The organism is Pseudomonas sp. 10-1B, from assembly GCF_000935045.1.
In the GTDB taxonomy this organism is placed as follows: Bacteria; Pseudomonadota; Gammaproteobacteria; order Pseudomonadales; family Pseudomonadaceae; genus Aquipseudomonas.
The window spans coordinates 21,466-44,398 of record NZ_JYKS01000017.1 but is presented as its reverse complement, the minus strand read 5'-3'; the positions used below and the strand labels follow the sequence as shown (position 1 = coordinate 44,398).

General features: G+C 63.6%; 27 protein-coding genes. 13 read left to right on the top strand and 14 right to left on the bottom strand.

The window, feature by feature from the left end; all coding sequences use genetic code 11:
• From TZ03_RS12105 to def, 4 genes are all read right to left on the bottom strand, one after another.
• Positions 1 to 395: NAD-binding protein (locus TZ03_RS12105; RefSeq protein WP_051097839.1), on the bottom strand; the 395-nt coding region annotated here is incomplete at its 3' end.
• 24 nt (positions 396 to 419) lie between these two features.
• Positions 420 to 1,730, bottom strand: a complete 1,311-nt coding sequence (gene rsmB / locus TZ03_RS12100; protein WP_051097838.1) for a 16S rRNA (cytosine(967)-C(5))-methyltransferase RsmB — start codon at positions 1,728 to 1,730, stop codon at positions 420 to 422.
• Entirely contained in the window at positions 1,727 to 2,659 is a 933-nt protein-coding gene (gene fmt, locus TZ03_RS12095; RefSeq protein WP_051097837.1) for a methionyl-tRNA formyltransferase, read from the bottom strand. The genes rsmB and fmt overlap by 4 nt, the downstream gene beginning before the upstream one ends.
• A gap of 59 nt (positions 2,660 to 2,718) precedes the next feature.
• Positions 2,719 to 3,225 (bottom strand): peptide deformylase, encoded by a 507-nt coding sequence (gene def, locus TZ03_RS12090; protein ID WP_051097836.1) that lies wholly within the window; start codon positions 3,223 to 3,225, stop codon positions 2,719 to 2,721.
• 206 nt (positions 3,226 to 3,431) lie between these two features.
• Here def and dprA point away from each other — a divergent pair, with 206 nt between their 5' ends.
• The 4 genes from dprA to TZ03_RS12070 all read left to right on the top strand — a co-directional run bounded on the left by dprA (position 3,432) and on the right by TZ03_RS12070 (position 6,718).
• Complete coding sequence (gene dprA, locus TZ03_RS12085) at positions 3,432 to 4,529, top strand: DNA-processing protein DprA (RefSeq protein WP_051097835.1); 1,098 nt, start codon at positions 3,432 to 3,434, stop codon at positions 4,527 to 4,529.
• A 42-nt stretch (positions 4,530 to 4,571) separates the two neighbouring features.
• Complete coding sequence (locus TZ03_RS12080) at positions 4,572 to 5,129, top strand: L-threonylcarbamoyladenylate synthase (RefSeq protein WP_051097834.1); 558 nt, start codon at positions 4,572 to 4,574, stop codon at positions 5,127 to 5,129.
• 343 nt (positions 5,130 to 5,472) lie between these two features.
• Positions 5,473 to 5,916, top strand: a complete 444-nt coding sequence (locus TZ03_RS12075; RefSeq protein WP_051097833.1) for a hypothetical protein — start codon at positions 5,473 to 5,475, stop codon at positions 5,914 to 5,916.
• 478 nt (positions 5,917 to 6,394) lie between these two features.
• On the top strand, positions 6,395 to 6,718 hold the full coding sequence (locus TZ03_RS12070) for a hypothetical protein (RefSeq protein ID WP_051097832.1): 324 nt from the start codon (positions 6,395 to 6,397) through the stop codon (positions 6,716 to 6,718).
• Positions 6,719 to 6,878: 160 nt separating this feature from the next.
• Here the strand turns inward: TZ03_RS12070 and TZ03_RS12065 are convergent, their stop codons facing one another.
• The gene (locus TZ03_RS12065) at positions 6,879 to 7,856 is read right to left on the bottom strand and encodes an NADPH:quinone reductase (RefSeq protein ID WP_051097831.1); all 978 of its coding nucleotides are present in this window, start codon (positions 7,854 to 7,856) and stop codon (positions 6,879 to 6,881) included.
• A 134-nt stretch (positions 7,857 to 7,990) separates the two neighbouring features.
• Between TZ03_RS12065 and hemF the strand changes: the two genes are divergently transcribed.
• Positions 7,991 to 8,902 (top strand): oxygen-dependent coproporphyrinogen oxidase, encoded by a 912-nt coding sequence (hemF, locus tag TZ03_RS12060; RefSeq protein WP_051097830.1) that lies wholly within the window; start codon positions 7,991 to 7,993, stop codon positions 8,900 to 8,902.
• A gap of 25 nt (positions 8,903 to 8,927) precedes the next feature.
• On the top strand, positions 8,928 to 9,752 hold the full coding sequence (aroE, locus tag TZ03_RS12055) for a shikimate dehydrogenase (protein WP_051097829.1): 825 nt from the start codon (positions 8,928 to 8,930) through the stop codon (positions 9,750 to 9,752).
• A gap of 141 nt (positions 9,753 to 9,893) precedes the next feature.
• On the opposite strand, the gene TZ03_RS12050 is transcribed toward aroE, so the two are convergent.
• From TZ03_RS12050 to betC, 3 genes are all read right to left on the bottom strand, one after another.
• Positions 9,894 to 11,459: a SulP family inorganic anion transporter gene (locus tag TZ03_RS12050; RefSeq protein ID WP_051097828.1), complete on the bottom strand. Its 1,566-nt coding sequence runs from the start codon at positions 11,457 to 11,459 to the stop codon at positions 9,894 to 9,896.
• Positions 11,460 to 11,601: 142 nt separating this feature from the next.
• Positions 11,602 to 12,531, bottom strand: coding sequence for a choline ABC transporter substrate-binding protein (gene choX / locus TZ03_RS12045; RefSeq protein ID WP_051097827.1), 930 nt, complete (start codon positions 12,529 to 12,531; stop codon positions 11,602 to 11,604).
• A gap of 14 nt (positions 12,532 to 12,545) precedes the next feature.
• Positions 12,546 to 14,063 carry a choline-sulfatase gene (gene betC, locus TZ03_RS12040; protein ID WP_051097826.1) on the bottom strand — a complete coding sequence of 506 codons (1,518 nt, stop codon included), beginning with the start codon at positions 14,061 to 14,063 and terminating at the stop codon, positions 12,546 to 12,548.
• A 108-nt stretch (positions 14,064 to 14,171) separates the two neighbouring features.
• On the opposite strand from betC, the gene TZ03_RS12035 reads away from it, so the two are divergent.
• Positions 14,172 to 15,071, top strand: coding sequence for a choline sulfate utilization transcriptional regulator (locus TZ03_RS12035; RefSeq protein WP_051097825.1), 900 nt, complete (start codon positions 14,172 to 14,174; stop codon positions 15,069 to 15,071).
• A 147-nt stretch (positions 15,072 to 15,218) separates the two neighbouring features.
• On the opposite strand, the gene TZ03_RS12030 is transcribed toward TZ03_RS12035, so the two are convergent.
• On the bottom strand, positions 15,219 to 15,836 hold the full coding sequence (locus tag TZ03_RS12030) for an NAD(P)-dependent oxidoreductase (protein WP_051097824.1): 618 nt from the start codon (positions 15,834 to 15,836) through the stop codon (positions 15,219 to 15,221).
• A 52-nt stretch (positions 15,837 to 15,888) separates the two neighbouring features.
• Here TZ03_RS12030 and TZ03_RS12025 point away from each other — a divergent pair, with 52 nt between their 5' ends.
• Positions 15,889 to 16,221 carry a DOPA 4,5-dioxygenase family protein gene (locus TZ03_RS12025; RefSeq protein WP_051097823.1) on the top strand — a complete coding sequence of 111 codons (333 nt, stop codon included), beginning with the start codon at positions 15,889 to 15,891 and terminating at the stop codon, positions 16,219 to 16,221.
• A 120-nt stretch (positions 16,222 to 16,341) separates the two neighbouring features.
• On the opposite strand, the gene trpA is transcribed toward TZ03_RS12025, so the two are convergent.
• Both trpA and trpB read right to left on the bottom strand, forming a co-directional pair.
• On the bottom strand, positions 16,342 to 17,151 hold the full coding sequence (trpA, locus tag TZ03_RS12020) for a tryptophan synthase subunit alpha (RefSeq protein WP_051097822.1): 810 nt from the start codon (positions 17,149 to 17,151) through the stop codon (positions 16,342 to 16,344).
• Positions 17,148 to 18,365: a tryptophan synthase subunit beta gene (gene trpB / locus TZ03_RS12015; RefSeq protein ID WP_015268451.1), complete on the bottom strand. Its 1,218-nt coding sequence runs from the start codon at positions 18,363 to 18,365 to the stop codon at positions 17,148 to 17,150. The genes trpA and trpB overlap by 4 nt, the downstream gene beginning before the upstream one ends.
• Before the next feature lie 110 nt (positions 18,366 to 18,475).
• Between trpB and TZ03_RS12010 the strand changes: the two genes are divergently transcribed.
• Entirely contained in the window at positions 18,476 to 19,372 is an 897-nt protein-coding gene (locus TZ03_RS12010; protein WP_051097821.1) for a LysR family transcriptional regulator, read from the top strand.
• On the opposite strand, the gene TZ03_RS12005 is transcribed toward TZ03_RS12010, so the two are convergent.
• Positions 19,369 to 19,692: a DUF883 family protein gene (locus TZ03_RS12005; protein WP_051097820.1), complete on the bottom strand. Its 324-nt coding sequence runs from the start codon at positions 19,690 to 19,692 to the stop codon at positions 19,369 to 19,371. The two genes, TZ03_RS12010 and TZ03_RS12005, sit on opposite strands and share 4 nt — an antisense overlap.
• Positions 19,693 to 19,842: 150 nt before the next feature.
• On the opposite strand from TZ03_RS12005, the gene TZ03_RS12000 reads away from it, so the two are divergent.
• Together TZ03_RS12000 and TZ03_RS11995 are read left to right on the top strand one after the other, a co-directional pair.
• Positions 19,843 to 20,058, top strand: a complete 216-nt coding sequence (locus TZ03_RS12000) for a dodecin (protein WP_051097819.1) — start codon at positions 19,843 to 19,845, stop codon at positions 20,056 to 20,058.
• Positions 20,059 to 20,159: 101 nt separating this feature from the next.
• On the top strand, positions 20,160 to 20,381 hold the full coding sequence (locus TZ03_RS11995; RefSeq protein WP_051097818.1) for a DUF1161 domain-containing protein: 222 nt from the start codon (positions 20,160 to 20,162) through the stop codon (positions 20,379 to 20,381).
• A 99-nt stretch (positions 20,382 to 20,480) separates the two neighbouring features.
• Here the strand turns inward: TZ03_RS11995 and TZ03_RS11990 are convergent, their stop codons facing one another.
• The gene (locus tag TZ03_RS11990; RefSeq protein ID WP_051097817.1) at positions 20,481 to 21,485 is read right to left on the bottom strand and encodes an LLM class flavin-dependent oxidoreductase; all 1,005 of its coding nucleotides are present in this window, start codon (positions 21,483 to 21,485) and stop codon (positions 20,481 to 20,483) included.
• A gap of 153 nt (positions 21,486 to 21,638) precedes the next feature.
• Here TZ03_RS11990 and TZ03_RS11985 point away from each other — a divergent pair, with 153 nt between their 5' ends.
• Positions 21,639 to 22,064, top strand: coding sequence for an OsmC family protein (locus TZ03_RS11985; protein WP_051097816.1), 426 nt, complete (start codon positions 21,639 to 21,641; stop codon positions 22,062 to 22,064).
• 73 nt (positions 22,065 to 22,137) lie between these two features.
• Positions 22,138 to 22,371 carry a DUF1161 domain-containing protein gene (locus TZ03_RS11980; protein ID WP_051097815.1) on the top strand — a complete coding sequence of 78 codons (234 nt, stop codon included), beginning with the start codon at positions 22,138 to 22,140 and terminating at the stop codon, positions 22,369 to 22,371.
• A 120-nt stretch (positions 22,372 to 22,491) separates the two neighbouring features.
• Here the strand turns inward: TZ03_RS11980 and TZ03_RS11975 are convergent, their stop codons facing one another.
• Positions 22,492 to 22,905, bottom strand: coding sequence for a hypothetical protein (locus tag TZ03_RS11975; RefSeq protein ID WP_051097814.1), 414 nt, complete (start codon positions 22,903 to 22,905; stop codon positions 22,492 to 22,494).
• Positions 22,906 to 22,933 lie beyond the last annotated feature (28 nt).

The following is a 22,933-nucleotide window of genomic DNA, read 5'->3' as shown; positions in this document are numbered from 1 at the left end:
ATGTAGTTGGTCACCACTTGCTCGGGGCTGATCAGCACGTCGACCGGGATATGGTCGTTATGGAACAGCTCCTCGCGGGTGAGGTAGGCCGACTCGCGCGCCCGGGCGATCTTGGTCGGGGTGTGGAACAGCGAATAGGCTACCTGGCAGGCGACCATGTTGGTCTCGTCGCTGTTGGTCACCGCCACCAGCATGTCGGCGTCGTCGGCACCGGCCTGGCGCAGCACCGTGGGCAGCGAGCCACGGCCCTGCACGGTGCGGATATCCAGGCGGTCGCCGAGGTCGCGCAGGCGGTCGCCATCGGTGTCGACCACGGTAATGTCGTTGGCTTCGCTGGCCAGGTGCTCCGCCAGCGTACCGCCTACCTGCCCTGCGCCGAGGATGATGATCTTCATCCGCTACTCCCTACCCTTTTGTGCTTACCCGCGCGAGGCGGCGATCTTGATCAGCTTGGCATAGTAGAAGCCGTCGTGGCCGCCTTCCTGGGCCAGCAGTTGGCGGCCGTGGGGCTGGCGCAGGCCGGCTTCGGTGGCCAGGTCCAGCTCACGGGCGCCCGGGGTGCGGGCGAGGAAGGCATCGATCACTTCGGTGTTTTCGGTCGGCAGGCTGGAACAGGTGGCGTACAACAGCATGCCGCCCACTTCCAGGGTCGGCCACAGGGCATCGAGCAGCTCGCCTTGCAGCGCGGCCAGGGCCGGGATGTCGTCGGCCTGGCGGGTCAGCTTGATGTCCGGGTGGCGACGGATCACACCGGTGGCCGAGCACGGTGCGTCGAGCAGGATGCGTTGGAATGGCTTGCCGTCCCACCAACTGGCGGTATCGCGGGCATCGCAGGCGATCAGCTCGGCGTCGAGCTGGAGGCGGTCGAGGTTCTCGCGCACGCGGGTCAGGCGCTTGGCTTCCAGGTCGATGGCCACCAGGTGGGCCAGGCCGGCTTCGGCTTCGAGCAGGTGGCAGGTCTTGCCGCCCGGTGCACAGCAGGCATCGAGTACGCGCTGGCCGGGGGCCAGTTCGAGCAGGTCGGCGGACAGCTGCGCGGCTTCGTCCTGTACGCTCACCCAGCCTTCGGCGAAGCCTGGCAGGCCGCGCACGTCGCAGGCTTCGGCCAGCACGATGCCGTCACGGCTGTACTGGCAGGCGCTGGCGCCGACGCCCGCCTCGGCCAACAGCGCCAGGTAGGCATCGCGGCTGTGGTGGCGGCGGTTGACCCGCAGGATCATCGGCGGGTGGGCGTTGTTGGCGGCGCAGATGGCTTCCCACTGCTCTGGCCAGAAGGCCTTCAGCGACTTCTGCAGCCAACGCGGGTGAGCGGTGCGTACCACCGGGTCACGTTCCATGCCGGCGAGCAATTCTTCACCTTCGCGCTGGGCGCGACGCAGCACGGCATTGAGCAGGCCCTTGGCCCACGGTTTCTTCAGCTTGTCGGCGCAACCGACGGTCTCGCCGATGGCGGCGTGGGCCGGAATACGGGTGTAGAACAGCTGGTACAGGCCGACCAGCAGCAGCGCCTGCACATCGGCGTCGGCGGCCTTGAACGGCTTCTGCAGCAGTTGTGCGGCCAGCAGGTCGAGGCGTGGCTGCCAGCGCGCGGTGCCGAATGCCAGGTCCTGGGTCAGGCCACGGTCGCGTTCATCGACCTTGTCCAATTGCGCCGGCAGTGAGCTGTTCAGCGAAGCCTTGCCACTGAGCACAGCGGCAAGGGCACGGGCGGCGGCGAGGCGTGGGTTCATTGGCCCAGCACCTTGCCAGTGGCGAACTTCTCGCGGCGGCTGTTGAACAGGTCGCTGAAGTTGAGGGCCTTGCCGCCGGGCAATTGCAGGCGGGTCAGGCTCAGCGCCTGGTCACCGCAGGCGACCACCAGGCCGTCCTTGCTGGCGGAAAGGATCTCGCCTGGGGCGCCATGGCCTGTGGACAAGTTGGCCGCCAGCACCTTCACGCTTTCGCCATCGAGAGTGCTGTGGCACACCGGCCACGGGTTGAAGGCGCGGATCAGGCGCTCCAGTTCGACGGCCGGGCGGCTCCAATCGATACGGGCCTCGTCCTTGTTCAGCTTGTGTGCATAAGTGGCCAGGGCATCGTCTTGCACCTCGCCTTGCAGCGAACCGTCGGCCAGGCCGGCGATGGCCTGGACTACTGCGGGCGGGCCCATTTCGGCCAAGCGGTCGTGCAGGCTGCCACCGGTGTCGTCGGCGCTGATCGGGGTCACCACCTTGAGCAGCATCGGGCCTGTGTCCAGGCCTGCTTCCATACGCATCACGGTCACCCCGCTCTCGGCGTCGCCGGCTTCCACGGCGCGCTGGATCGGCGCCGCACCACGCCAGCGTGGCAGCAGGGAGGCGTGGCTGTTGATGCAGCCCAGGCGCGGAATATCCAGCACCGCCTGCGGCAGGATCAGGCCGTAGGCGACCACCACCATCAGGTCGGGGTTCAGCGCGGCCAGTTCGGCCTGGGCATCGGCGTTGCGCAGGGTTTGCGGCTGCAGCACCGGGATGTCATGGGCCACGGCCAATGCCTTGACCGCACTTGGCATCAGCTTCTGGCCACGCCCGGCAGGGCGGTCGGGCTGGGTGTAGACGGCCACGATCTCGTAGGGGCTGTCGAGCAGGGCCTTGAGGTGTTCGGCGGCAAACTCTGGAGTGCCTGCAAAGACGATGCGCATGGAGTTCTCGCTTCAAAAAGAAAAAGGCTTGCCGGAGCAAGCCTTCTGGGAAGTGGGGATCAGGCTTGCTGGCGGTGCTGCTTTTCCAGCTTTTTCTTGATCCGGTCGCGCTTGAGCTGCGACAGGTAGTCGACGAACAGCTTGCCGTTGAGGTGATCGAATTCGTGCTGCACGCACACTGCCAGCAGGCCTTCGCATTCCAGCTCGTACGGCTTGCCGTCGCGGTCCTGGGCCTTGACCCGAACACGCAGCGGGCGGTCGACGTTCTCGTAGAAGCCCGGTACCGACAGGCAGCCTTCCTGGTACTGGCCCATGTCGTGGGTCAGCTCTTCGACCGTGGGGTTGATGAAGACGCGTGGCTCGCTGCGGTCTTCGCTGAGGTCCATGACCACGACCTGCTTGTGCACGTTGACCTGGGTGGCGGCCAGGCCGATGCCAGGGGCTTCGTACATGGTTTCAAACATGTCGTCGATCAGCTGACGCAGGGCGTCGTCGAACTCCGTCACCGGTTTGGCGATGGTGCGCAGGCGCGGGTCCGGGAATTCGAGAATGTTCAAGATGGCCATAAGGTCAGGCAGTCACTGTGCGTTCGGTTGAAAACTGAGCACACATAATAAAGGGAAACGGGGATTTCGGCACCTGGCAAGGTCATCTAGGGTGTCTATGGGCCTGATAGCCCCCAGTCAATGGACAGCTTTTCAAAGTATTACCCACAAAGTTATCCACAGCTTGTGCCACGTAAATGGCCCTGTTTTGATCAAGGATGATCTCCATGCCGATTCACCATTCGTCGCCTTGCCCACCTGCCGAGCTAGAAGCCCGGTTACGTCTTCACCGCCTTCCCGATACCGGGTTGAGACGCTTTCGCAACTTGATCGATGCGTTTGGCAGTGCCTCTTCGGCGCTATGTGCACCGGCTTCTGCCTGGCGAGCGCTGGGTATCAACCAAGCTGCCATCGATGCCCGGCGCAGTGCCGAGGTGCGCGATGGCGCATTGGCTGCAATGGCCTGGTTAGAGCGTCCGGGCCAGCAATTACTGATGTGGGACGACCCGGACTACCCTGCACTGCTGGCGGAAATCGACGATGCCCCGCCGCTGCTTTTCGTTGCCGGAGAACCGGCGCTACTAAACCGTCCGCAGTTGGCAATTGTGGGTAGCAGGCGTGCCACACCACCGGCGCTGGATACGGCTGGAGCATTTTCCCGCTACCTCGCACAGGCAGGCTTCATCATTACCAGCGGGTTGGCCGTGGGCATCGATGGCGCCGCTCATCGGGCGGCGATGCAGGCTGGAGGGGGCACGATCGGCGTCCTTGGCACGGGGTTGCAAAAACTTTATCCACAGCGCCATTGCGAACTGGCCAAGGCGATGATCGATAGCGGCAGCGCACTGGTTTCGGAGTACCCGCTGGATGCCGGACCACTGCCCGGCAACTTTCCCCGACGCAATCGCATCATCAGTGGTTTGTCATTGGGGGTGCTGGTGGTCGAGGCGAGTTTGGCCAGTGGTTCGCTGATCACGGCGCGATTGGCGGCCGAGCAAGGCCGTGAGGTGTATGCCATTCCGGGGTCCATCCACCATCCGGGGGCCAAGGGCTGCCACCAGTTGATCCGGGACGGCGCGTTGCTGGTGGAAAACGTGGAACAGATCCTTGAAAGCTTGCAGGGCTGGCAGAACCTGCCGCCCGCAATTGTGGATAAATTCGACCATCCGCTGCTTGCCTTGCTGCATGCCGCGCCCCAGACCAGCGAAAGCCTGGCTCATTGTAGCGAGCTGCCGCTGGCCGAAGTGCTGGCGCAGCTTACCGAGCTTGAGCTGGAAGGCCGGGTCAGCAATGAAGCCGGGCGTTGGTTTGCCCGCACGGGCTAAGTACACTGCGCACAGGCAAGGTATATAGGCGGAGAAACAGAAATGGTAAGCAGTTTTCGTGTGCAACAAGCCGCACGTGAGATCCGCGCGGGCGCAGTGATCGCCTACCCGACGGAAGCGGTCTGGGGCCTGGGCTGCGACCCGTGGAACGAAGACGCGGTGTATCGCCTGCTGGCGCTGAAGTCGCGGCCTGTGGATAAAGGGCTGATCCTGATCGCCGACAACATCCGCCAGTTCGACTTTTTGTTCGAGGATTTCCCCGAGGACTGGATCGACCGCATGGGCAGCACCTGGCCGGGGCCGAACACCTGGCTGGTGCCGCACCAGGACTTGTTGCCCGAGTGGGTGACCGGGCAGCATGACACCGTGGCGCTGAGGGTCAGCGACCATCCGGTGGTGCGCGATCTGTGTGCATTGGTCGGGCCGTTGATTTCCACCTCGTGCAACCCAGGCGGGCGCCCGGCGGCGAAGACCCGGTTGCGGGTGGAGCAGTACTTCCATGGTCAGCTGGATCTGGTGTTGGGTGGGGCGTTGGGGGGGCGGAAGAATCCGAGTGTGATTCGTAATTTGGCTACTGGCGAGGTCGTTCGCCCGGGCTGATATCGCTGGCGAGGGCTTCGCCGGCGTGCGCGCCCCGGTTGATCGCCGGCAAGCCAGCTCCCACAGGTACTGCACATGGCTTGAAATCGGCGCGGTCGGTGTGGGAGCTGGCTTGCCGGCGATTGGGCCGCAAAGCGGCCCCAGAATCCTGCAGATTTTTCTGATTTTGTCTCGAATGTCTGTCCGGTGCACAGTTTGGGAAACTTCCTACTGCCCATGTCCTAAGCCGTCACCTTCCCTGAAGAAACCCCAGCCTCTAGCTTGCTAGCCATGCGTCGCATCGTCGGCGTTCGGTCTTTGTAGCTAGGGAGAGCCGTCGAATGTCGGCGGTAGCACTGGGAAAATGCCGCTATTCGAAAATGCCGAATACCTCATAAGGGCCAATCTCGAGCAGCTCGCCTCCAACAGCCGGGTCAGAGCAGTGGAAATTGGTAGGCTCACCGCAAAACAGTTCGAAGCGATCAATAGGCAGAAAGAGGCGCAGGATTTGCCACTGTTGGAGGACCCCGGGATCGTCTTCATAGGCAGCCATGCCTACAGAAGCCGGGTGATACGGGATGGATATACCATCGATGACATGGTTCTGCAGATCAAGGCAGCGCTGGCGGCGACGTCGATCTGGAAAAGCGCTACGCGCATGACCGCTCTTCGCAGCACGATTGGTCGTGACGATGGCTATGGAAATGAAATTTTTGATGAGGCGATATTTGAGCTGACGGCTCGCAAGCCCAAGGCAGAGCTCTATTCGATTATCCCTAAAGGGGACAAAAACAAGCCCAAAAAATAAAGGCCGCTTGAGCGGCCTGAATAGTAAGGATGCACTCGCCCGGATAACTTGAAACTCAACCGGCGCACCAGCACAACCTCAGGGAGAAAGGCTACGCCTCCGAGCATTCATGGTCAAGCGGGGACCCTTCTCCCCTTGCTGCGCAGCACTTGATGTTAGTTCGCCGTTGGAGTCAGGTTTTTCTGATTTTGCCAAAATGGCTGTCCAGCTTGCGGCTTGGGAAATATCCTACGAGCCGCGTCCCCTGCCATCACCTTCTCAGTGGGAACCTCTGCCCTTAGCCTTAAACCGTCGCCGAATAACTTGGCGATCGGGTGTGGTAACCCGGGTTCAGGGTGATCTTGGCAGTCCATGGCGGCTGTTCGCAGGAGGCTTCGTGCCTGCTGGGTTTTAGATCTCCCACCCGGTTTACCACCCTGCGTACAGCTGCCACCCATTCGTGTGGTAACGACTGGGCGGGGCCATGAAGTGAGATCTAATGATGAAGAAAATTGTTCCAGACCCACCCCTACCCTGCACCTCCACCCGCCCCTTTGGCCGCTGCGATGCTGGCCATGATCCCCTCTTCACCGTCAACCCGAACATTTCCGCCGAAGACGCTCTGGTCCATGTAGCCCTGTACCTGCGTGGCGCCTATGAGACGGGCTCCAAAGCCCTCGAATACCTGCGCGAAGAAGGTCGCGGTATGTATTGGTCGAGTCTGCATTCGATTGAACTGGCGGAGGGATTGGTGGAGGCGATTCTCGATGGCATCGAGTCGGCACCATCGCCATCGCCGGCAAGCCGGCTCCCCCAGGGATAGCGCTGTACTCGAGGTCTACGCAGTACCTGTGGGAGCGGGCGTGCCCGCGAACACCGGCGAAGCCGGTGCCATTCACCGCGGTGCCTGCTTCGCGGGCATGCCCGCTCCCACAAGGATTGGCGCCGCACCTAAGAACGGTGCAATACCTGTACGAGCGGGCTCAGGGCAGTAGGACGGTAGACCCTACCGTCCGCCGCGCCGACAGCTCCGCCTGTGCCTTGGCCGCCTCGCTCAGCGGATACCGCTGCTGGATATCCACAACCAGCTTGCCACTGCCAATCATCGCGAACAGGTCATCCGCCATCGCCTGGGTGTTCTCGGCATTGTTGGCATAGCTCGCCAGCGTCGGCCTGGTCACATACAGCGACCCCTTCTGCGCCAGAATCCCCAAATTCACCCCGCTCACCGCCCCCGAGGCATTGCCAAAGCTCACCATCAACCCACGCGGTTGCAGGCAGTCCAGCGAGGTCAGCCAGGTGTCGGCACCGACGCCGTCATACACCACCGGGCATTTCTTGCCGTCGGTCAGTTCCAGCACCCGTTTGGCCACGTCTTCATGGCTGTAATCGATGGTCGCCCACGCGCCCAGCGCCTTGGCTCGCTCGGCCTTCTCGGCAGAGCTCACGGTGCCGATCAGCTTGGCGCCCAGGGCCTTGGCCCACTGGCACGCCAGCGAACCCACACCCCCGGCGGCGGCATGGAACAGGATCACATCACCCGCCTTCACCTGGTAGGTCTGCTTCAGTAGGTACTGCACGGTCAAACCCTTGAGCATCACCGCCGCTGCCTGCTCGAAGCTGATGTTGTCGGGCAGTTTCACCAGGTTGGCTTCGGGCAACGTATGCACCTCGCTGTACGCCCCTAGCGGGCCGCCGGCATGGGCCACGCGGTCACCGACCTTCAGCCGGGTCACACCCTCGCCCACGGCCTCGACCACCCCCGCCGCTTCGGTGCCCAGCCCCGAAGGCAGGGACGGCGGCGCATACAGCCCGCTGCGGAAGTAGGTATCGATGAAGTTCAGGCCGATCGCATGGTTACGCACACGCACTTGCTGCGGCCCAGGCGGGGCGGGTTCGAATTCCACAAACTGCAGCACTTCCGGGCCGCCATGCTGGCTGAACTGGATACGCTTGGCCATCTCGCACTCCTGTAGTCGGGATCGGGAAAGGCCTTCTATCGGACGCCTTTGCTTGATCGCCGTCAACTGCGGCGCGCGGGCTGGCGGTGGTATGCTACGCGGCGAATTCTTCCCTGCCCGTTCCTGGTGACCCGATGACTAGCCGCACCGAGGCCGTGAAAGCCTACCTGCTCGACCTGCAAGACCGCATCTGCTCTGCCCTCGAAGCTGAAGACGGCGGCGCCCGCTTCGTTGAGGATGCCTGGGTGCGCGAAGCCGGTGGCGGGGGCCGCACGCGGGTGATCGGCGAAGGCAAGGTGATCGAGAAAGGCGGGGTCAACTTCTCCCACGTGTTCGGTGCCGGCCTGCCGCCATCGGCCAGTGCCCACCGCCCCGAACTGGCGGGCCGTGGCTTCGAGGCCCTGGGCGTGTCGCTGGTGATCCACCCGCACAACCCGCATGTGCCCACATCCCACGCCAACGTGCGTTTCTTCATCGCCGAAAAGGAAGGCGAGGAAGCCGTGTGGTGGTTCGGCGGCGGCTTTGACCTGACCCCGTACTACGGCAATGAAGAAGACTGCATTCACTGGCACCGTGTGGCCGAACAGGCCTGTGCGCCATTCGGCGCCGACGTGTACCCGCGTTACAAGGCCTGGTGTGACCGCTACTTCCACCTCAAGCACCGTGGCGAGCCACGCGGCATCGGCGGGCTGTTCTTCGACGACCTGAACGAGTGGGACTTCGACACCTGCTTCGCCTTCATCCGCGCCATCGGCGATGCCTACGTCGACGCCTACCTGCCGATCGTCCAGCGCCGCAAGGACACGCCCTACACCCCGCAGCAGCGCGAGTTCCAGGAATACCGCCGTGGCCGCTACGTGGAGTTCAACCTGGTCTACGACCGTGGCACCCTGTTCGGCCTGCAGTCCGGTGGCCGCACCGAGTCCATCCTCATGTCGCTGCCGCCGCAGGTGCGCTGGGGCTACGACTGGAAGGCCGCGCCCGGTAGCGAGGAAGCGCGCCTGACCGAGTACTTCCTGCAGGACCGTGACTGGCTCGGCCAGTAAGCCTTTGCACAAACAAGGAATCGCCATGGACCAGTACGTTGTTTTCGGTAACCCCATCGGCCACAGCAAGTCGCCGCTGATCCACCGCCTGTTCGCCGAGCAGACCGGCCAGGACCTGGAATACACCACCCTGCTGGCGCCGCTGGACGAGTTCAGCGACTGCGCGCGCGGCTTTTTCAAGCAAGGCAGCGGCGGCAACGTCACCGTGCCGTTCAAGGAAGAAGCCTACCGCCTGTGCGACAGCCTGACCCCACGGGCCCAGCGCGCTGGCGCGGTGAATACGCTGAGCAAGTTGGCTGACGGTACCTTGCAGGGTGACAACACCGATGGCGCTGGCCTGGTGCGTGACCTGACGGTGAATGCCGGGGTCGAGCTGGCCGGCAAGCGCATTCTCATTCTCGGTGCCGGTGGCGCTGTGCGCGGTGTGCTGGAGCCGATCCTGGCGCACAAGCCGCAATCGCTGGTGATCGCCAACCGTACTGTGGAAAAGGCCGAACAGCTGGCGCGTGAGTTCGATGAGCTGGGGCCAGTGGCGGCCAGCGGGTTTGCCTGGTTGCAGGAGCCGGTGGATGTGATCATCAATGCCACCTCGGCGAGTCTGGCCGGGGAACTGCCGCCGATTGCCGATAGCCTGGTCGAGGCGGGGCGTACGGTTTGCTACGACATGATGTATGGCAAGGAGCCGACGCCGTTTTGCCAGTGGGCGGAAAAGCTGGGCGCGGCCAAGGTGCTGGATGGCTTGGGGATGCTGGCTGAGCAGGCGGCTGAGGCGTTCTTTATCTGGCGTGGGGTGCGGCCGGATACGGCGCCGGTTTTGGCCGAGCTTCGCCGGCAACTCGCTCGGGGCTGAGATTTTGGGGCCGCTTTGCGGCCCATCGCAGGCAAGCCAGCTCCTACAGGGATATCACAAGGCCTGAGGTCGGCGCTGTACTTGTAGGAGCTGGCTTGCCTGCGATGGGCTGCAAAGCAGCCCCAAAAATCGTGACCCATATCAATCTTCAAACCTGATCGGGCACAGCTCCACCCCTTCCAGCTTCTGCAGTTCCTCGATCACCTGCGGCCTGGCCCGGTGCAAGGTCAAGCTCCCCCCCATCCGCCGCAACCGCCGCGCTTCGCGGTGCAACATGTCCACACCCGAATAGTCGATAAAATTCACCTGCCGCGCATCGATCACCACATGCGGCCCCTGGCAGCGCTGCAAGCGCACCTGCAGGTAATGCGCGGCACCAAAGAATATCGAGCCGCCTACCCGCAGCACATCGGTCTCTCCTTCACGGCTCTGCTGCACCCGTGGCCGTGAGGTGCGCTTCAGGTAGAAGAACAGCGACGCCAGCACCCCGGCATAGATCGCCGTCTGCAACTCCAGCAACAAGGTCGCCGCCGCCGTCAGCGCCATCACCAGAAACTCCGAGCGGCTGACCCGGAACAGCGCGCGGATCCCCTGGCGGTCCACCAACCCCCAGCAGATCAACAGGATGCTGCCGGCCATGGCCGGAATCGGCAGGTGCGCGATCAAACCGGCCCCGGCAACAGCGAAAAACGCCACCCACAGCGCCGAGAACACCCCGGCCATGGGTGAGCGGGCACCCGCTTCATAGCTCAGGCCAGAGCGGGTGAAGGAGCCGGCAGACAGGTAACCGGAGAAAAATGCGCCGGCAATGTTCGACAGCCCCTGTGCACGTATTTCCTGGTCAGGATCGATCAACTGTTCCGAGCGTGCCGACAACGAGCGCGCAATTGACAGGCTGGTGACCAGCCCCAGCATGCCCACCGCCACGGCGCTTGGTAGCAGGCGCAGCATCAGTTCCACGTCCAGCAACGGCAGCGGGCTGAAGGGCGGCAGTTGCCCGCTGAACGCCGCCACCCGCGGCACATGGCCGAAGTAGCCCGGCAACAGCCAGGCCAGCAGGCTGACCAGGATCAGGCTTATCAACAGGCTCGGCCAGCGTGGGCGCCAGAGTTTGAAGGCCACGCCGATCACCACGGTGGCCAGGCCCAGGATCAGCGACGGCAGGTCGACCTCGCCGGCATGGCTGGCCAGGTCTTGCACGGTCTTCAGCGCCGTGGCCTGGCTGGGCAGGTCCATGCCCAGCAGGTTGGGCAGTTGACCCAGGGCAATGACGATGGCGGCGCCGAGGGTGAAGCCGAGCACCACGGAGTGGGAGACGAAATTGACCAGTGCGCCGAAGCGCAAAAGCCCGAGCAGCAACTGGAAGATGCCGCCGAGGAAGGTCAGCAGCAGCACCAGGGTTATGTAATCGGCGCTGCCGGCCACGGCCAGCGGGCTGATGCTGGCGTACAACACGATGGATATGGCGGCGGTGGGGCCGCAGATCAGGTGCCAGGACGAGCCCCACAGACAGGCGATCAGCACCGGCACGATGGCGGCGTACAGGCCGTATTCGGCGGGCAGGCCGGCGATCAGGGCATAGGCGATGGATTGCGGCAGGGCGAGGATGGCACCGCTCAGGCCGACCAGCAGGTCCTGGCGCAGGCTGCGGCCCGATTGGCGGGGGAGCCAGGTGAGGAAGGGCAGCAGGTGAATGAGGCGATGCATGGGTTATCCACAATCCTTGATGTAATGCAGACCCTGTGGGAGCGGGCATGCCCGCGAAGAAGCCACCGCGGTAGATGGCACCGGCTTTGCCGGTGTTCGCGGGCATGCCCGCTCCCACAGGGTAGGTGTGTTGCTGGTGAGTTCATAGTTTGGCTTTGACGGCCTCCAGGGCATCGCCATCGGCTTTGGTAGTCACACCCGCTAACCACCCTTCCAGCAACTCGGGATGCGCTTTGACCCAGGCCTTGGCCGCTTCATCGAAGCTGATCTTCTTGTCCACGACCTCGGCCATGATGGTGTTTTCCATGTCCAGGGTGAACTTAAGGTTACCCAGCAGCTTCGCCGCATTCGGACAGGCTTGTGGATAACCCTTGCGGGTCAGCGTGTACACCTCGCCCTTGCTGCCAAACCATTTTTCCCCGCCCGTCAGGTAATGCATCTTCAGTTTCACGTTCATCGGGTGCGGAGTCCAGCCAAGGAAGGTGATGAACTGCTGCTTCTTCACCGCCCGATCGACCTGGGCCAGCATCGCCTGTTCGCTGGACTCCACCAGCTTCCACTGGCCGAGGTTGAATTCATTCTTGTCGATGATTTCCTTCAGTGACAGGTTGGCCGGTGCACCAGAACCAATCCCGTACAGCTTCTTGTCGAACTGGTCGGCGTGCTTCTGCAGGTCGGCGAAGTCCTTCACCCCGGCATTCCACACATAGTCGGGCACTGCCAGGGTGAATTCGGTTCCTTCCAGGTTGCGCGACAGCTGCTGCACATCGCCATTGGCGATGAACTTGTCATGAAAGCCTTGCTGCGCCGGCATCCAGTTGCCGAGGAAGGCATCGACCCGGCCATCCTTGAGGCCGCCGTAGATGATCGGCACGGCCAGGCTGTCGATCTTCACCTGGTAGCCCAGGCTTTCCAGCAGCAGGCGGGCCACGGCGTTGGTCGTGGCGATATCGCTCCAGCCGGGGTCGGCCATTTTTACGGTGCTGCATTGTGCGTCGCTGTCGGCGGCGTGGGCCGTGGTGATGCCCAGGCTCAGGGCCAGGGCGAACACGGCGATGGAGAACTTGTGCATGGCGGCCTCTCTTGTCAATCCATGGGGGCGGGCTGTGGATAACGTGCCTTGCGCTCGAGGTCGTCGAGATCGATATGGTTGCGCATGTACTGTTGGCTGGCGTCCACCAGCGGTTGGTGGTCCCAGCTTTTCAGCTTGCCGATGGCCAGTGCCTCGGCCACCAGGCGGCGGCGCCGCTGGCTGGCCAGTACTTGCTGGCGCAGGTTGGGGATATTCCAACGCTGGTGGGCTTCATCGACAAATGCCTGCAGCAGCGCCTGGTGGTCCGGGCTGCCGGTGAGGTTCTCCCGCTCGTGCGGGTCGCGGCTCAGGTCATAGAGTAGGCATGGGTCGTCTTCGCTGTACACGAACTTGTACGGCCCGCGGCGGATCATCATCAGCGGGCCGACGGTGCCTTCGGCCATGTACTCGCCGATCACCTCGTCGTGGCCGCCCTGCCCTTGCAGGTGCCCGAGCAGCGAGCGGCCGTCCAGGTGCAGGTCTTTATCCACAGCCCCGCCGGCCAGTTCGACCAGGGTTGGCAGCAGGTCGCAGGTGGACACCGAGGCGCTGACCCGGCCCGCGGCGAAGCGCTTCGGTGCATGGATCAGCAGCGGCACCCGTGCCGACATCTCGAACCAGTGCATCTTGTACCAGAGGCCACGCTCGCCCAGCATGTCGCCGTGGTCGCCGGAGAACACGATCAGGGTATCGTCGGCCAAGTTGCATTCTTCCAGGGTCTGCAGCAGCTGGCCGATATTGTCGTCGATGTAGCTGCAGGCCCCGAAGTAGGCGCGGCGGGCATCACGAATCTTGTCCACAGGCAGCGGCTTGTTCCACAGGTCATAGACCTTGAGCAGGCGCTGCGAGTGCGGGTCGAGCGCTTCCTGGGCGAATTCGGCGCGGGGCATGGGGATATCCACACCCTCGTAGCGATCCCAGTAGCGCTTGGGGATGGTGTACGGGTCGTGCGGGTGGGTCATGGACACGGTCAGGCAGAACGGCCGCCCATCGTTTTCGCGCACATGGTCGTACAGGTATTGGCGCGCCTTGAATACCACTTCCTCGTCGAAATCCAGCTGGTTGGTGCGCACGCAGGGCCCGGCCTGCAGCACCGAGGACATGTTGTGGTACCAGCTCGGGCGCACATCCGGTTCATCCCAGTTCACCGCCCAGCCATAGTCGGCCGGGTAGATGTCGCTGGTCAGGCGCTCTTCGTAGCCATGCAACTGGTCCGGGCCACAGAAATGCATCTTGCCCGACAGCGCGGTGCGGTAGCCCAGGCGGCGCAAGTAGTGGGCATAGGTCGGCACGTCGGCGGGGAAATCGGCAGCGTTGTCGTAGGCACCGATGCGGCTGGGCAACTGGCCGCTGACCAGGGTGAAGCGCGAAGGGGCGCACAGCGGGCTGTTGCAGTAGGCCGAGTCGAACACCACGGCTTGTTCGGCCAGGCGGCTCAGGTGCGGCATCTGGATCGGCGAAGAGGCGTAGATCGGCAGCAAGGGCGCGGCCATCTGGTCGGCCATGATGAACAGGATATTCGGGCGCGTCATGGTGGCTTCCATCGTTGAGGGTTATGCGAACCGCTTGCCTACCAAGATGCGACTGTGGATAACATGGGTAAAGCCCATGGCGGGCAATGACTGGGATTAGCTGAGCTTATGTTTGACCATCTTGCCGAGCTGTCGCTGGATACCTTGCGCGTGTTCGAGGCCGCGGCGCGTCTGCGTGGCTTTACCGCTGCGGCGCTGGAGCTGGGTACCACGCAGCCGGCGGTGAGCCAGCAGGTCAAACGCCTGGAAGCACAGCTGGGTACACGCCTGTTCGACCGCATTTACCGCGGTATCGAGCTGACCGAGGCCGGCCAGGTGCTGTTCGAGCAGGTGCATCAGGGCCTGCAGGCCATGGATGACGGCATCGCCCAGGCCAGTGGCCGTGGCCAACGCGAAGTGCTGCAGGTTGCCACTGACTTTGCCTTTGCGGCGTTCTGGCTGATGCCACGTTTGCAGCGTTTTCACGAAGCTTATCCACAGGTGGATGTGAGCCTGGTGACCGGTGAGCGCAGCCAGGGCATGTTGCGCCCGGATATCGATGTGGCGGTGCTGTTTGGCGATGGGCGCTTCCACCAGGGTGAGAGCCGCTGGCTGTTCGATGAGGAAGTTTTCCCGGTTTGCAGCCCCCGACTGATTCATGGCAAACCCTTGTCAGCCGTGGCTTTGCAACGTTTGCCGTTGCTGCATTTGAAGGGTGAGCAGGCCAGCCGCTGGTTTGACTGGGCGGGGGTGTTTCGCGGGTTTGGCGTGGCCAGCCCGCCGCCGCCGGGGCAGTTGCGGTTCGATAACTACACCCTGTTGATTCAGGCCGCGATTGCCGGGCAGGGGGTGGCGATTGGCTGGGGGCACCTGGTGGATGGGCTGGTGGAGCAAGGGTTGCTGTGCCGGCCGTTGGAGGGGAGCTTGCGTTCGGCGCGGGGGTATTACGTGGTGCTGCCTCCGCGCAAGCGGCGTGGGGCGTTGATCGAGCGGTTTGTGGATTGGTTGGAGCACGAGCGCAGCCTTTGACATCCCCGGGGCCGCTTCGCGGCGTGATCCCAGTAGGAGCGGGTTTACCCGCGAACACCGGCGTAGCCGGTGCCACACACCGCGTTGCATTCTTCGCGGGTAAACCCGCTCCTACAGGCGAAAGGGCTGCGCAGCAGCCCCGGCAATCTAGACCACGAAGTTCAGATGCTCGCCCCGGTGCAGATCCAGCTCCAGCATATCCACCATCCCCGCCGCCACCCTGGCAAGCCGCCGCAACGGCTCAGCCAACCCCGGCTCCAAAGTACCCTCGGTACTGCGAAAATGTTCCATCCCCAACCCAGCCAGTTCCTGTGGAGCATTGATCAGGGTCCAGTGCAAGGTACTGCGCTGCAGCCCATCGACTACCTGATCCACGCATTCCCGCTCCAATTCGCTGTACTTGCCCGGCTCGTCCAGCACATCGAAATCGCCCACCAGCAGCAGCCGGCGTATAGTCGTACGCTTGAGCCCCGCCATCAGCGCCTCGCTCATGCGTGCTTGGCGCGTCAGGTCGTTCGGCGCCAGTGCCGACAACAAGGCAATTACTGCCGAACCGCCTGCCGCCCCCTGCTCGGCCTGGTCGGCATCGCCCAGCCCGCCTATCTTGTAATGCAGCCCGGGGCGCGGCGCATGGCGGTTGAGGTCATCGACCACGGCGGTAACTTCGTGCTGACGCGATAGCAGCTCGACCATCAGGGCATTGCCCAGGCTGCTTTCAGGCCCGAACAGGACCAGTTTGAACACTGGGGTTTCGGCGTTTTTCACTGCATCGCTTCCTTCACAGGTGGTGATGGTTGGACCGCAATCAGGAGTTATCGTGCAGATGATCAAGGGCTACCACGCCCACGTGTACTACGACGCAGCGACCATGGAGCAGGCCCGTGAACTGTGCGAGGAGGCCTCGCGGCTGTTCCCCGTGACCATGGGGCGCATGCACCAGAAACCGGTGGGGCCGCACCCGGACTGGAGCTGCCAGCTGGCGTTCGGGCCGGAGGTGGTGGGTGTGGTGTTGCCCTGGTTGGCATTGTATCGGAAGGGGTTGGTGGTGTTCATGCACCCGCTGACCGGGGATGAACTGGCGGACCACCGCGATCATGCGATCTGGATGGGGGCTGTGAGGCCCTTGGATCTGTCGATTTTTGGGGGGTAGATCGCGGTAGCCTGTGCTGGCCTCTTCGCGGGCTTGCCCGCTCCCACAGGTACTGCACAGCCCTGGAGAGCGGCGCGGTCCCTGTGGGAGCGGGCAAGCCCGCGAAGCAGGCGACGCGGTTCAGCGGCGAGCGCCGCGCACCCCTTCAGCCAGTGCCGAGCACAGGCTCAATACATCAGCCACCGCCTGATCAGCATTCTTGGCCTGGGCAATCTTGTCGACCAGCGCCGAGCCCACCACCACGCCATCGGCCAGGCGGGCGATGTTCGCAGCCTGTTCCGGCGTGCGAATGCCGAAGCCAACGCTGATCGGCAAAGCGGTATGCCGACGCAGGCGGGCAATGGCCTCGGTCACATGCTCGGTAGTTGCCGAGCCGGCACCGGTCACACCGGCCACCGACACGTAGTAGACGAACCCGGAGCTGCGCTCCAGCACGCGTGGCAGGCGTGCATCGTCGGTGGTCGGGGTGGTCAGGCGGATGAAGTCGATGCCCGCGGCCTGGGCCGGGGTGGCCAGTTCGGCGTCATGCTCTGGCGGCAGGTCGACGATGATCAGGCCATCGACGCCAGCCTCCTTGGCTTCAGCCACGAACTTCTCCACGCCAAAGCGGTGGATCGGGTTGTAGTAGCCCATCAGCACGATCGGCGTGGCCTGGTTATCCACACGGAATTCACGCACCATCTGCAAGGTCTTGGCCAGGGTCTGGCCGGCTTCCAGGGCGCGCAGGGTCGCCAGCTGGATGGCCACGCCATCAGCCATCGGGTCGGTGAACGGCATGCCCAGTTCGATCACATCGGCGCCAGCGGCCGGCAGGCCCTTGAGGATCTGCAGCGAGGCGTCGTAGCCCGGGTCGCCTGCGGTGACGAAGGTGACCAGTGCCGAGCGGCCTTCGGCCTTCAGCTCGGCGAAGCGTTGTTCAAGACGGCTCATGCCTGTTTCTCCTGGGCGGCCATGTGGTTCATGACGGTTTGCATGTCTTTGTCGCCGCGGCCCGACAGGCACACGACCATCAGGTGGTCCTTGGGCAGCTTCGGTGCGCGCTTGATCGCCTCGGCCAGGGCATGGGAGCTTTCCAGGGCCGGGATGATGCCTTCCAGGCGGCAGGTGGCGTGGAACGCATCCAGCGCCTCGTCATCGGTGATGCTGACGTACTCCACACGCTTCACTTCGTGCAGGTAGGCGTGCTCCGGGCCGATGCCCGGGTAGTCGAGGCCTGCGGAAATCGAGTGGGCGTCGGTGATCTGACCGTCTTCGTCCTGCAGCAGGTAGGTACGGTTGCCGTGCAGCACGCCCGGTACCCCGCCGTTCAGGCTGGCGGCGTGCTTGTCGGTGTGTACGCCGTGGCCGCCGGCTTCGACGCCGATGATCTGCACGCTCGGTTCTTCGAGGAATTCATGGAACAGGCCCATGGCGTTGGAGCCGCCGCCGACGCAAGCCACCAGGCTGTCCGGCAGGCGGCCTTCCTTCTCTTGCAGCTGGGCGCGGGTTTCCTTGCCGATGATCGACTGGAAGTCGCGCACCATGGCCGGGTACGGATGTGGGCCAGCCACGGTGCCGATCAGGTAGAAGGTGTCTTCGACGTTGGTGACCCAGTCGCGCAGGGCCTCGTTCATGGCGTCTTTCAAGGTGCCGGTGCCGGCGGTGACCGGGACGATCTCGGCGCCCAGCAGCTTCATGCGGAACACGTTGGCCTGTTGGCGCTCGATGTCGGTGGCGCCCATGTAGATCACGCAAGGCAGGCCGAAGCGCGCGGCGACGGTGGCGGTGGCCACGCCGTGCATGCCGGCGCCGGTTTCGGCGATCAGGCGTTTCTTGCCCATGCGCTTGGCCAGCAGCACCTGGCCGATGCAGTTGTTCACCTTGTGCGCGCCGGTGTGGTTGAGCTCTTCACGCTTGAAGAAGATCTTCGCGCCGCCGCAGTGCTCGGTCAGGCGCTCGGCGAAGTACAGCGGGTTGGGGCGGCCGATGTAGTCGCGCTGGAAGTAGGCCAGTTCTTCGAGGAACTTGGGGTCGGCCTTGGCCGCTTCGTATTCGCGGGCCAGGTCCAGCACCAGTGGCATCAGGGTTTCGGCCACATAGCGGCCGCCGAACGAGCCGAACAGGCCGTTGGCGTCGGGGCCGGGGCGGTATTGGGACTGGGTCATGGGGCGCTCCAGGGCGTAATGAATGAGTGATGGGCTTTACTCTAACCACGGCAAGCCCGGCTGAAAACCGATAAGATTGCGCAAACTTGTCAGAAAAACTCACAGGTAAAATGGCCCACGACCTCCCTCCCCTCAACGCCCTGCGGGCCTTCGAGGCCACTGCCCGGCTAAACAGTGTCAGCCAGGCGGCCGAAGCGCTTCATGTCACCCATGGTGCTGTCAGCCGGCAGATCAAGGTGCTCGAAGAGCACTTGGGCGTGGCCCTGTTCGTCAAGGACGGGCGCGGCATCAAACTCACAGATGCCGGCGTGCGCCTGCGTGACGCCAGTGGCGAAGCCTTCGACCGGCTGCGCAGCGTGTGTGCCGAGCTCAGCCGCGATGTGAGCGAGGCGCCGTTCGTGCTGGGTTGCTCGGGCAGCCTGCTGGCGCGCTGGTTCATCCCCCGGCTGGGGCGGCTGAAGGCGGATTTGCCCGAATTGCGCCTGCATCTGTCGGCGGGTGAAGGTGACCTCGACCCGCGGCGGCCTGGGCTGGATGCGCTGCTGGTGTATGCCGAGCCACCCTGGCCGGCAGACATGCAGGTGCATGTACTGGCCGAGGAACGTATCGGGCCGGTGCTCAGCCCGCATTTCGCTGGCTTCGAGCGCTTGCAGGGCGCGCCTGCCAAGGCCTTGCTGGGCGAGGCCTTGTTGCATACCACCTCGCGGCCGCAGGCCTGGCCGACCTGGGCGCTGCAACAGGGGCTGGAGCCGGCTGCCATCCACTATGGCCAGGCTTTCGAGCATCTCTATTATTTGCTGGAAGCCGCCGTAGCCGGGCTGGGCGTGGCCATCGCGCCGCAGCCGTTGGTCGCCGATGACCTGCGGGCGGGCCGTTTGAGTGCGCCGTGGGGCTTTTCACCTACCCCTGCGGCGCTGGCGTTGTGGGTGCCCCGGCGCGCCGCGGACGGGCGCGCCGAGCAGTTGGCGCAGTGGTTACGGGCGGAGCTGGCGCGGCAAAGCGCCTAGTTGCGCTTGCAGATCAGGTACGCCGCCAGCAGGCCCAGTGCGCCGATGGCCACGCCTGCGGTGGTGTACGGGTGCTCCTGGGCGTAGTCGCGGGTGGCGAGGCCTGTTTGGCGGGTGCGCTGCTTCACTTCTTCGTAGGCATCGCTCAGCAGGCTGCGCGAATGACGAAGGGCGCTTTCGGCGTTGCTGCGCATCGCCTTCACCGATTTCTGGGTTTCCTCGGAGGCATCGTGCTTGAGGTTCTCCAGGCTTTTAAGAAGGCTTTCGATCTCTGCTTCCATGCTTTCCAGGGACGTTTTACGCAGCGAGTTGCGGTGCATGTTGACTCTCCTTTGCAGTATGGGCTGTAAGGATTGCGACTGCGGGGCTGCGGGAAAGTGCGATCGAACTTTCCTCGGCGCTGACCGCTCGCAGGTAAACCACGCCTGCGCTGCTAGGCTCAATGACACCGTCATCCAAGGAGAGAGCATATGTCCGATCATCACACCTACAAGAAGATCGAGCTGGTAGGTTCGTCGACCACCAGTATCGAAGATGCGATCCACAATGCCTTGGCCGAAGCGGCCAAGAGCATCAAGCTGCTGGAGTGGTTCGAAGTGGTCGATACCCGCGGGCATATCCGTGACAACAAGGTCGATCACTTTCAGGTGACGCTGAAGGTTGGCTTCCGTATCGCCAACAGTTGAAACATCGACGGGCTGGATGAGCCCGGCGTGATGGGGTATTTAGGAAAGGGGCGCCTTGGCGGGCGCCCTTGCTGATTTCATCTGTACAAGGAAAGCGATCGATGAACAAACTGATTCTGGCGCTGGGCCTGATGAGCCTGGCTGGTGGTGCGCTGGCGGCGGGCAAGCCGTGCGAGGAACTCAAGGCGGAGATTGCGGCCAAGCTGGATGCCAAGGGTGTGAAGGGTTACACCCTGGAAATCGTCAACAAAGGCGAGCCGGCGGGCAAGGTGATTGGTAGCTGCGAGGGTGGTACCAAGGAAATTGTGTACCGCCGTGGCTGATGTGTTGGCTTCTTCGCGGGCTCGCCCGCTCCCACAGGTACACCACAGGTCTCAGCATTTGTGCAGTCCCTGTGGGAGCGGGCAAGCCCGCGAAGAAGGTCACTCGGTCTTCAGGGCCTGCGCCATCAGTTCATAAGACCGAATCCGGTCCGCATGCTCATACAGGTCGCAGGTAAAGATCAGCTCATCGGCCCCGGTCTGCTCCAGCAGCACTTGCACCTTGGCCCGCACCTTCTGCGGGCTGCCGATCATCGCCAGGCCCAGGAAGCTGCCCACCGCATCGCGCTCATGGGGCAGCCACAAGCCATCCATGCTTGCCACCGGCGGCTTTTGCATCAGGCTCTGCCCGCGAATCAGCGCGAGGATGCGCTGGTACACCGAGGTGGCCAGATACTCGGCCTTCTCGTCGGTTGCGGCCACCACCATGGGAATACCCAGCATCACATACGGCTTGTCCAGGGTGGTCGAGGGCTTGAAGTGGTTGCGGTACACGCGGATCGCCTCATGCATGTAGCGCGGCGCGAAGTGCGAGGCGAACGCATAGGGCATGCCGCGCATACCGGCCAGCTGGGCACTGAACAGGCTGGAGCCGAGCAGCCACATCGGCACGTCGGTGTCGTGCCCTGGCACGGCGATCACTTTTTGATCATCGGTACGTGGGCCGAGGTAGCGCGACAGTTCTTCGACATCGTCCGGAAAGTCGTCCGGGCCGCCAGCACGGTCACGCCGCAGGGCATAGGCCGTCATCTGGTCCGAGCCCGGCGCGCGGCCGAGGCCCAGGTCGATACGCCCCGGGTACAGGCTGGCCAGGGTGCCGAACTGCTCGGCGATCACCAACGGCGCATGATTGGGCAGCATGACCCCGCCAGAACCCACGCGAATGGTCGAAGTACCCCCCGCCAGGTAGCCGATCAGCACCGAGGTGGCCGAACTGGCGATGCCGTCCATGTTGTGGTGCTCGGCCACCCAGAAGCGGTTGTAGCCGAAGCGCTCGACGTGCTGCGCCAGGTCCAGCGAGTTGCGCAGGGACTGCGCGGGGCCAGCGTCGGCGCGCACGGGTACCAGGTCGAGGGTGGAAATCTTCAGGTCACGCAGCTGCGTCATGGAGCCTCCGCAAAGGTGGTTGGCCAGAGGCCTTTTTGATTCTGTATGGGCGTATTCGTTGGATTCAATGCCTGAAGTCAGATTGCTCTGAACTTGCTGCGAGCAGCAGGCCTCTGAACCGGTAGGTAAGTAACCGAGTGACCAGGAGGCATCATGAAAAAGACAGCATCGGCGATCTGGCAAGGTGGCCTGAAGGATGGCAAAGGCCTGCTTTCTACCGAAAGCGGTGCGCTCAAGCAGAACCCGTACGGCTTCAACACCCGTTTCGAGGGCGCTTCCGGGACCAACCCGGAGGAGCTGATCGGCGCGGCGCATGCCGGCTGCTTCTCGATGGCGCTGTCGATGATGCTGGGTGAGGCAGGGCTCACGCCGGACAGGATCGACACAGCTGCCGAAGTGACACTCGACAAGCAGCCAGATGGCTTTGCCATTACGGCCGTGCACCTGGTGCTCAGGGCCAAGGTCCCTGGGGCGAGCGAGGCGCAGTTCCTGGAAATCGCCAACAAGGCCAAAGAAGGATGCCCGGTGTCCAAGGTGCTGAACGCGAAGATCACCCTGGATGCGGCGCTGGTGGGCTGAAGCGGCGCAACGGCGGCGGTTTGCTGTAGTCTAAACAGCGTCGGCAGCACGCTGCCCTTTCCGGAGCCGTTCCATGATTCGCGTAGCAGTCGCCGTATTGGCTTCCCTGGTCGCCACGTCTGCGCTGGCGGCGGTCAAGCCGTGCGAAGAGCTTAAAGCCGAGATCGAGGCCAAGATCCAGGCCCAAGGGGTCACGTCCTACACCTTGGAGATCGTGCCCAACAGTGAGGTCAAGGACCAGAACATGGTCGTCGGGTCCTGTGATGGCGGGACCAAGAAGATCATTTACCAGAAGAATGATCGATAGGGTTTGAGGTTTTGGGGCCGCTTTGCGGCCCTATCGCGACACAAGGTGCTCCCACAGGAAGTATGCGATCCCCTGTGGGAGCGGCCTTGTGTCGCGATGGGCTGCGCAGCAGCCCCAGGCTCACGGTATGCAGAACACTTCGCTAGGCTCGTTCACCACTACCTTGCGGTTGGCGTCATACAGCAGCACCTGCGGTTCCATTACGGGTGCCCGTGCCTCCAGGCGGTAGCGCTCACCGGCCTTGAAGTCGTCGAAGCGCACGGTCAGGTAGCAGGTACGGTCCCGGGGCTCGCTCATGATGCCGCCCGCATAGATCTCGTAATCGAAGCGCACCACAAGTTCATGCTTGCCTGGCGTTACCTGGAAGTAACGGCCGTCATCCAGGCGCTTGCCGTCGAGGCGGTCGGCCATGATCACCCTGCCGGGGGTCATGGTGTAGAGATCGACCCAGGCCTGCTTGGGGTCGACGGGCGGCAAGGGGCTGGCGCAAGCCCCCAGCGTACTGAGGGCGATCAGCATCATGGGCTGGCGCATGGCAAAACTCCCACTTGCGATTTACAAG